Source organism: Henriciella aquimarina (genome assembly GCF_002088975.1).
GTDB lineage: Bacteria > Pseudomonadota > Alphaproteobacteria > Caulobacterales > Hyphomonadaceae > Henriciella > Henriciella aquimarina.
Genome location: NZ_NCST01000107.1, coordinates 1 through 8,232, shown reverse-complemented (window position 1 = coordinate 8,232; position 8,232 = coordinate 1). Strand labels below are relative to the sequence as shown.

Here is an 8,232-nt window from a genome sequence, read left to right as displayed (position 1 = left end):
TAGCGGCGTTCATGCCGCTACCTCCCCACAGTAAGGCGGTATGAACGCCGCGGGCAAGATGGCTTGTGGCGCGGGCGGTCGGTAGCCCAGAGAAGAGTGCGGACGCGCGGTGTTGTAATGCCACCGCCAGGTCTCGATCAGGACTTTCGCCTCCCTGAGATCATAGAAGATTTCCCTCGCCAACAACTCGTCTCTGAGCTTGGAGTTGAAGCTCTCGCAGTAGCCGTTCTCCCAAGGCGAACCGGGTTCGATATAGAGCGTCTTCACGCCGATCCGGCCAAGCCACTCGCGCAGGGCCGTGGCGATGAACTCGGGGCCATTGTCGGAACGGATATGCTCCGGCGGGCCATGATGCACGAACAGTTCGCCCAGCGTGTCTAGGACATCGCGGGAGTTGAGCTTGCGTTCGACACGAATGGCGAGGCATTCGCGAGTGAACTCATCAATCACACACAGCATGCGGAACACCTTGCCGTCATGCGTGCGGTCCTGAACGAAGTCATAGGACCAGACATGGCCCTTGTGCATCGGCCTCAGCCGGATGCAGGAGCCGTCATTCAGCCAGAGACGGCCTCTCTTTGGTTGTTTCATTGGCACTTTCAGCCCTTCACGCCGCCAGATGCGATACACCCGCTTCTCGTTCACATGCCAGCCATCCCGTCTCAGCAGGGCCGTGATCCGGCGGTAGCCATACCGGCCGAACCGTTCAGCCAGGGCGATGATGGCCGCTGTCAGCACATCCTCGTCCTGGCGTGGCACACGCGGCTTGCGCTGGGTGGAACGGTGCTGGCCGATCACGCGGCAGGCCCGGCGCTCGGTTGCGCCGAGTGTCTCCACCACATGATCGACCGCCTCGCGCTTGCGTGAAGGGCTCAGAACTTTCCCTTGATGACTTCCTGCAGGATCTGGTTGTCGAGGGTCAGATCAGAAATGGCGCGACGCAGCCGCGCATTCTCCTTCTCGATCTCCTTCAGCCGTTTGGCCTGGCCAACCTGCAGCCCGCCATACTCCTTGCGCCACCGATAGTATGTCTGTTCCGTCACCCCGATCGAACGCACGGCCTGACCCGTCGTCTCACCCCGCGCGAGGCGGACCTCCACCTCCCGCAGCTTCGCTATGATCTCTTCAGGCGTTGATCTCTTGCCCATGTCTCAGCTCCATATCTGAAGCCGGAACTAACTCAAATAATGGACCACTTTCGTGGGGGCAGACCAAAAACCTACTTTGCCAAAATGTGCATGTATGCCATCCGCCACGGACATGACATTGCGAGCTATCTACTCAAGCATGTGGACAAGTTTCATGACGCTAAAGATCTTCCGGATCGATGGGAACTTACCGCGTCCCACTGGCGAAATCGCCTCAAGGACGAAAACAATGCGCTAATTTTTCAAGAGGCAAAGATGAAAGAAGATGGAGTCATCCTTATGACCGTGAACCGACCGTTTTGGAAATAGGCAACACTAATTGTTCAAATGGTCTTGTCCATCAATCTTCACGAATGCGAATTGCTCCTTCGAGCCGGCCGATGAAACGATCGTCATTCGTGTGTCGTAAATGGTCTCAAGGGTAGCTGCGTTGACGAGATTCGTGGCTAGCCCCTTCCACGCTACCTCACCATTTTTTAGAGCAACTATGTCATCACAGAAGCGTGCTGCCAGGTTGATGTCATGGAGGATCACAAGGACTGAGATATCTCGCGTTCGTGAAATTTTTTGGATAAGGTCCATCGTTCCTGCTTGATACCGCAAGTCGAGGGCAGAGACTGGCTCGTCGAGCAGAAGGATTCCGGCTTCCTGCGCAAGCAGCATGGCAATCCAGCACCGCTGGCGTTCGCCGCCGGAAAGAGTATCTGCAAATCTCTTCGCAAATCCCGTCATCTCCGTGATAGCCAGAGCCTCGGCAACAGCAGTTGAATCCTTGGCTGTGAATGGTCCAAGGGCACCGTGCCAAGGAAACCGTCCCATTCTGACGACTTCCTCAACAGTGAGCCCCGGGGTAGGCGGAGTGGTTTGCGGCAAATATCCGACGAGTCTCGAAAACTCACGAGTTCCATATGAACTGAATTGCCGATCTCCAAGAAGGTATTCACCCGAGGTTAACGGGAGCTGACGAGCGAGGACTTTGAGTAGGGTCGACTTTCCTGCCCCATTGGGCCCGATCAGCCCCGTAACCATTCCAGAACACAGCTCCAGATTGACGGTATCAATTAGGCGCGTTCCGCCAATCTCTACCGTTGCAGAATTCAACTGGATACTTGCCGCATGAAAACCCGGTTCCCTATGCCCTCTCGAGTTTACTAGCCGTTCGGTCATCTTGGCCGTCCTTCATGCGCAATCAGATAGAGTAGAATGGGACCGGCAAGCAAACTCGCTAGAATCCCGGTCGGCAACTGCATGGGGAATGCGATGGTTCGTGCGAGAGCATCAGCAAGAGTCATCAGCAAAGCGCCCACTAAAGCGCTAAGCGCAAGCCCGGCCGGAACGCTGCGGATGCCACTGAGCCGAACAGCGTGGGGTGCCATCAGGCCAACAAAAGTGATTGGGCCGATTATCGGCGTGGCGATCGCTGTCATTACCGCAGCAAGGACGAACAACAAAAGACGAGATGATACGACCGGAACACCGAGACTCAACGCTGTCGATCCGCCGAGCGGAAGTATTTTGAGCCATCGCGAACCAAGAAAAGCGACACAGAGTAGAATTACGGCAGCAGCAGCTGTCATTGCAGCGGCGGGAAGCCCTATTCCAGCACTTGAGCCTGACATCCACGCTAGTAGCAGCACGGCACTCGGACTTCCGCTGGCCATGAGCAGGCCCACCAAAGCGTCCGCCAGCGCGGAGAGAGCGACACCAGCAAGAAGTATACGCTCCGGCGCAGCCGACCGTCTTGCTGATATGGCCAGGACGAACAACAGCGCTACAAAGGATCCTGTTACTGTAGAGGCGGTCAGGCTGAACATATAGCTACCACCAAACAGGAACAACGTCGCCGCCGCACCGAGGACGGCTCCGGCGCTGACACCCATGATCTCTGGACTGGCCATCGGATTGCGTGTCACTCGCTGCAAAATATAGCCGGCGATTGCAAGCAACCCGCCAGCGCCGGCCGCGCCAAGCATTCTCGGTAACCGCCACGGCAGGACATCAGCAAAGGCATTCGGGCCCAGCAGGTACCAGCTTCCATCCGGCGCACGCCCGATCAGCAGGAGTACGATAGTCAGCCCAGCTAGCCCGCCGCCGAGAGCCAGATAGACTGGCAATGTCCATCGTTGCGATAAAGCTTGAGGCCCGAAAGCGGGTTCGTTGAGATCTTGTTGATGCGGTCTCGTTCGCATGCGTGAAAGCAGTAGTAGCAGCAAAGGCGATCCTATGACTGCCGTGACCGCGCCTGTTGGAAAAAAGGCTCCCGTCTTGCCGGCGGCGAGCTGAACGCAGATGTCAGTGACGAGCAGGATCAAAGCGCCCATGATGCCGGACCAAATGCATCGCGAAGGAAAGCGCTGTATCCTGCCGACACTCACCAGTGCGGGAGCGGCCAATCCGATAAACCCGATGACCCCGACCGCGCTTGTCACGAACGCTGCCAGCAATACAGCAAGCCCAATGGCGTACAACCGAACGCGCTCAACGCGCACGCCGACGATTCTGGCAAGCTCTGGGCCCGCATCGAGTACTGAAAGCGGCCGCATGAGGAGGGCGAGTGGGAGCAAGGTCAAAATCAGGCGAAGGCCAAGATCGAGCGCCGGCTGCCAGCTCTGCTGGCTGAGGGAGCCGCTGCCCCAAATAAACAATCCAACGAGATAGCGATCCTTTGCGAGAACCAGGATTGTTGCCAAGGCCCCGCAATAGAGGCTGACAACAAGGCCCGCAAGGATGGTTGAGATGGGAGAATACTGCCGCGCCCGAGCTATCGTGAGCACAATGACCGTCGATGCTAACGCGCCGGCAATGGCGATAAGATCACGTCCAATGCCGAAAAGTCCCGGCGCAAACACCGTGACAAGACCAAGCGCAAGACGCGCGCCCGCGCTTACCGCCAGCGTGTCCGGAGCCGCCAGAGGGTTGCGCAAAACCTGCTGCAGGATTGCGCCTGAGATGCCGAGCCCAATGCCACAGAGCACGCACATGACCAGTCTCGGCAACGTTGCATGTATGAGGATCAGGTTCTGGAATGTCTGATCCAGTGTCTGCCCATCGTCCAGGCCCTGCACCGGCCCAAAGAGGAGTATACTGCCCAGGATGAGACCCAAGCTTAGCAGGCCGGCAGAAAGTACTCGCGGATCGAGCGCATGCTTCAAGGACTATCCCCATCTTGCTTCGAGATGAGCGACAATCAGCTCGGCAAAGCGTGCCGCCGAGGGAAGTCCACCAAACATGAAAACGGGTGGGATTGTGCCGTGGTGGCCGGAGACTACAAAAGGCAATTTCGTCCACAAGGGGCTTTCGGCGAGCGCATGTGAAATATCCGGTGGGATGGGTTCAACTGCGATGAGTTCGACGTCTTCTTGCGTCGCGAGATCCTCCAGACCAACTGTCGAAAATCCGAAGTAGCCAACATCTCGCTGCCAAGCGTTTTCCAGCCCCAGCCACGCCATGGCATCGGCATAAAGGCTACTCCCAGAATAGACCCGCGCATGCCGGTTATCTATGAAACTCACCATAAGGATCGGACGCTGCTTCAAGCGTGACAGCCGCTTTGTCACATCTCCATGCAAGATTTCGAGCTCAAGAAGATAGTCTTCCAGTGCCGATTCCGCGCCAATAAGAGCGGCAAGATCGCGGCTGACTTGCATGCGTTGTCCGAGTGGCGTCTCACTTGGATCGTATACCGACAACTTCTCCGAGCGCGCGATACGGTCGAATTTGGGCTTCAGATGCTCAAGGAAAGGGGAGAATAGAATCAGGGTTGGTTTCAGAGATGCCATCAATTCGAAATTCAGCTCCTGTTGCAGGCCGAGATCTGCCGTTTTTTCGGGGAGCTTGGGTTCGATGACAAAGCGTTTCCAGTCTGCTCCCGCGACGACGCCGGCTGGCGACCTGCCCAGGGCAATCATGGTTTCAGCTAGTGCCCAATCGAGGGTGAGTACACCTTCTTGCGTGGCGTTCCCGACTCCGCCGGGCGAACAGGCTGCAAGTGTGGCCAGCCCTACAGTTTGGAGAAGGTTTCTTCTCGTTGGCAAGATCATAGCGTCAAGATATACATCTCGCTAAAAACGAGTGGAGACCGAAAAGGCAACTGTCCTTGGTGCGCCGGGTGAAGTCGCGGCCCAGTAGTCCTCATCGGTCGCGTTCTTCACGTTAAGTCGCGCTGTAACATTCTTGCCGTATATTTCGGTCTCGTAGCGAATACCCAGGTCCAGCAGCGTGTAGCTTTCGAGATCTCTGCTATTGAGCGGGTTCTGATGGCTTTCGCCATTAAAATAGGCGCCAACGGAAAAGGTCCAGCCCGGCAGCGCGTTCGGAAGGAATTCTCCATAGAGTTTGAGAACTTCTTCGGCGACGCCATAGGGCTTTTTGCCTTCCAATGCTGGATCGGAACTGTCCTTGATTTCATTGTCCATCAGCGTGATGCCGGCGATGAGGTTAATCTGGTCAGCTGGTTTGCCAGTCGCGCTGAGTTCGAGCCCTTTATGAACCTCAAGACCATCCTGCACAAATGTGCCGGTGGCAGTCCCGTCATTCGAGCGTTCGCTCGCCTTTTCGATCTGGAAGAGGGCGGCGGTCAGCAGGAGGCCGCCATAATCGACCTTCGCCCCGAGTTCATACTGTTCACTGCGTAGCGGTGGAAGCATCTCAAAGGCGTTTGCATAGGACGCTCCGACAATCGACCCTTGCTCGATCGACTCGATATAGGTGGCATAGGTGTTCCAACCCGGCGCCGGCTTGTACATGATCGACGCCGTAGGTGTGACAGCGGATTCGTTATAGTCAGAATTCGGGAGCGGGTCTCCTGTAGCGAAATTGAAGCTTTCTGAACGGATCGTCGCGTAGTTGGCACCAACAAGAAGCGACCACTGGTCATTGAATACAACCTCGTCGCCAAGGACAGCGTTGATGTTCTGGCTCGTTGCGTTCACTACCCAGTGAGAATCGTCGATATCCCAGTCTGGAATCTCCAGATCGTTCACAGAACGGTCCGAAAAGGCGAACTCGTAAGGTCCGTCGAAGAAGGACGGAAAGCCGTTCGAAACAATAGCCAGGCGATTTTCATAGTCGTATCCATTGACGCCCAGAGTCACACGATGCCGGATCGGACCGGTGGAGAAGCTGCGGTCCACATAGGCGTAGCCACCGTTGGTTTCGGCCGAGAACTTACCGCCATATAGAGTGAACTGGTAGCTAGTCTCGTCCGGTTGCAGGCTGCCGAGACCGTAGACCATTTCACGTACGTCGTACTTATACTGATAGGCGGCTCGGAAAGCCCACTTTCCATCCGGTTGGTAAACCATGGAAAGATGAGCAAGATCGGAATCGGTGTCGAGATAGGTCTCACGAGGCGCATAGAGCTTCGAGCCATCGACAGGTGCCGGAACATCACCGCCAAGAAAGAACTGGAATTGACGGCCGTCGAGATGATAATTTTTGGTCGACAGGAAAAGCTCGAACGCAAGATCATCGGTTGGGCGCCAGTCCATTGCGCCGCTGATCATCCAACGCCGCAGGCTCTGTTCGTCGATGGGCGTATTACCATCCTGCGTCAGCAAGTTTAGGCGGTAACCGACTGTTCCGCCAGGATCTACAGTGCCACCAAGATCGAGGTGCGCAAAGTACTGGCTCGCGCCGTAATTTCCGACTGTGACGTTCCGAAGATCGTCTTCTGTTGGCCCCTTCAGTTCGTAATTGATCAATCCGCCAACTGGACTTGCTCCGAACAGAAAACCTGAAAGACCGTTGAAGATTTCGAGGTTCTCTATCTCCTCGACGAATACGCCCTGACCGAGATTATTGTTTTGTACACCGTTCACATAAGCGCGCGCGACGTTGAAGCCGCGGATTGTTGCTTGGGCGATATTGTTGACGTCCTGCGACTGTCCCGTCTGGACCAGGGGGCTGATGACGAACAAGCTATCTAGGTTACGCGACGTCGTATCTTCAATCAGCTCGTCCGACAACACGGTGATGGAGTATGGAACATCCTCAATGTCACGATTTGCCCAAGGACCTGTTGTCGTAGCGCCGTCTGGCTTGAACCCGGCGTTTTCGTTGGAAGTGGAATCTCGCGCTTTCAGCACAACGATTTTGTCCAGTACGGTAGCCTGCTCTTCGTCTGGTGCGCGCGCAGGATCCGCGGCTACTTGCAGAGCCGGCAACATCAGAGCACTCAAGGCTATGGTTCCAATTCGCAGCAGGTATCGGCTGGGAAAATCCCTATCGTCGTCCTTCGCAGTCGTGGCTGGGGCCGGCGACCTAAGCACGAGATTCATGCTGGAAAATGTTTCGACTCTGATCATAACGCGCGTCCCCCGACCTGCTAAACGTCTGGTTAGGTGTATAATGACGGCAAAACAATATGAAATTTGAGTTCTTCTTCGTCTGCTGGCGATGTGAACCGCGCCGGTAACCCCGGAGGCTGTTTGGTTGGGGTCAAGCAGCGATAGCGTTTTCCTTCAGCGCTGCAAAGTAGTTGGCCTCGGCTTCTGCCGGTGGGATGTTTCCGATTGGCTCGAGCAGGCGGCGGTGATTGAACCAGTCGACCCATTCGAGGGTGGCGTATTCAACGGCATCGATGGATTTCCACGGGCCTTTCCGCCAGATGACTTCGGCCTTGTAGAGTCCATTGATGGTTTCCGCCAAAGCGTTGTCATAGCTGTCACCAACACTGCCCACCGACGGCTCAAGACCTGCCTCGGCCAGACGCTCCGTATACCGTATACTGACATACTGGCTGCCACGATCTGAATGATGGACAAGACCACTTCCAGAGCAGGGCCGCCGGTCATGCAAGGCCTGTTCAAGGGCATCAAGCACGAAGTCCGCATGCGCTGTCCGGCTGACCCGCCAGCCGACAATGCGGCGGGCGAACACATCGATGACGAAGGCGACATAGACAAACCCTGCCCAGGTCGAGACATAGGTGAAATCGCTGACCCAGAGCCGGTTCGGCGCCGGGGCCTTGAAGTTGCGGTTCACATGGTCGAGCGGGCACGGCGCCGCCTTGTCGCTGTAGGTCGTGCGATGCGGCTTGCCGCGGATAATGCCCTGCAGGCCCATGGCCTTCATCAGGCGCCTG

The 8,232-nt window shown here is 56.4% G+C and carries 6 protein-coding genes; all 6 read right to left on the bottom strand.

Going from position 1 to position 8,232, the window contains the following annotated elements:
- Nucleotides 1-9: 9 nt before the first annotated feature.
- Nucleotides 10-1,148 (bottom strand): IS3 family transposase gene (locus tag B8784_RS16590; protein ID WP_143435295.1). Its coding sequence is split into 2 segments (ribosomal slippage): nt 10-890 and nt 890-1,148, totalling 1,140 coding nucleotides; the frame shifts between segments, so codons are not numbered across the junction.
- Nucleotides 1,149-1,463: 315 nt separating this feature from the next.
- Nucleotides 1,464-2,315 carry an ABC transporter ATP-binding protein gene (locus tag B8784_RS16580; protein WP_084399022.1) on the bottom strand — a complete coding sequence of 284 codons (852 nt, stop codon included), beginning with the start codon at nt 2,313-2,315 and terminating at the stop codon, nt 1,464-1,466.
- Nucleotides 2,312-4,300, bottom strand: a complete 1,989-nt coding sequence (gene fhuB, locus B8784_RS16575) for a Fe(3+)-hydroxamate ABC transporter permease FhuB (protein ID WP_084399021.1) — start codon at nt 4,298-4,300, stop codon at nt 2,312-2,314. Before fhuB ends, B8784_RS16580 begins: the two co-directional genes overlap by 4 nt.
- Nucleotides 4,301-4,303: 3 nt before the next feature.
- The gene (locus B8784_RS16570; protein ID WP_084399020.1) at nt 4,304-5,188 is read right to left on the bottom strand and encodes an ABC transporter substrate-binding protein; all 885 of its coding nucleotides are present in this window, start codon (nt 5,186-5,188) and stop codon (nt 4,304-4,306) included.
- A 21-nt stretch (nt 5,189-5,209) separates the two neighbouring features.
- Nucleotides 5,210-7,327, bottom strand: a complete 2,118-nt coding sequence (locus B8784_RS16565) for a TonB-dependent siderophore receptor (RefSeq protein WP_158085716.1) — start codon at nt 7,325-7,327, stop codon at nt 5,210-5,212.
- 259 nt (nt 7,328-7,586) lie between these two features.
- Nucleotides 7,587-8,232: IS3 family transposase (locus B8784_RS16560; RefSeq protein ID WP_143435293.1), on the bottom strand; the 646-nt coding region annotated here is incomplete at its 5' end.

Bases quoted from the DNA above. Each gene is read 5' to 3' on its own strand.
- B8784_RS16580 (WP_084399022.1), bottom strand. From the start codon at position 2,315: ATGACCGAACGGCTAGTAAACTCGAGAGGGCATAGGGAACCGGGTTTT.
- B8784_RS16570 (WP_084399020.1), bottom strand. From the start codon at position 5,188: ATGATCTTGCCAACGAGAAGAAACCTTCTCCAAACTGTAGGGCTGGCC.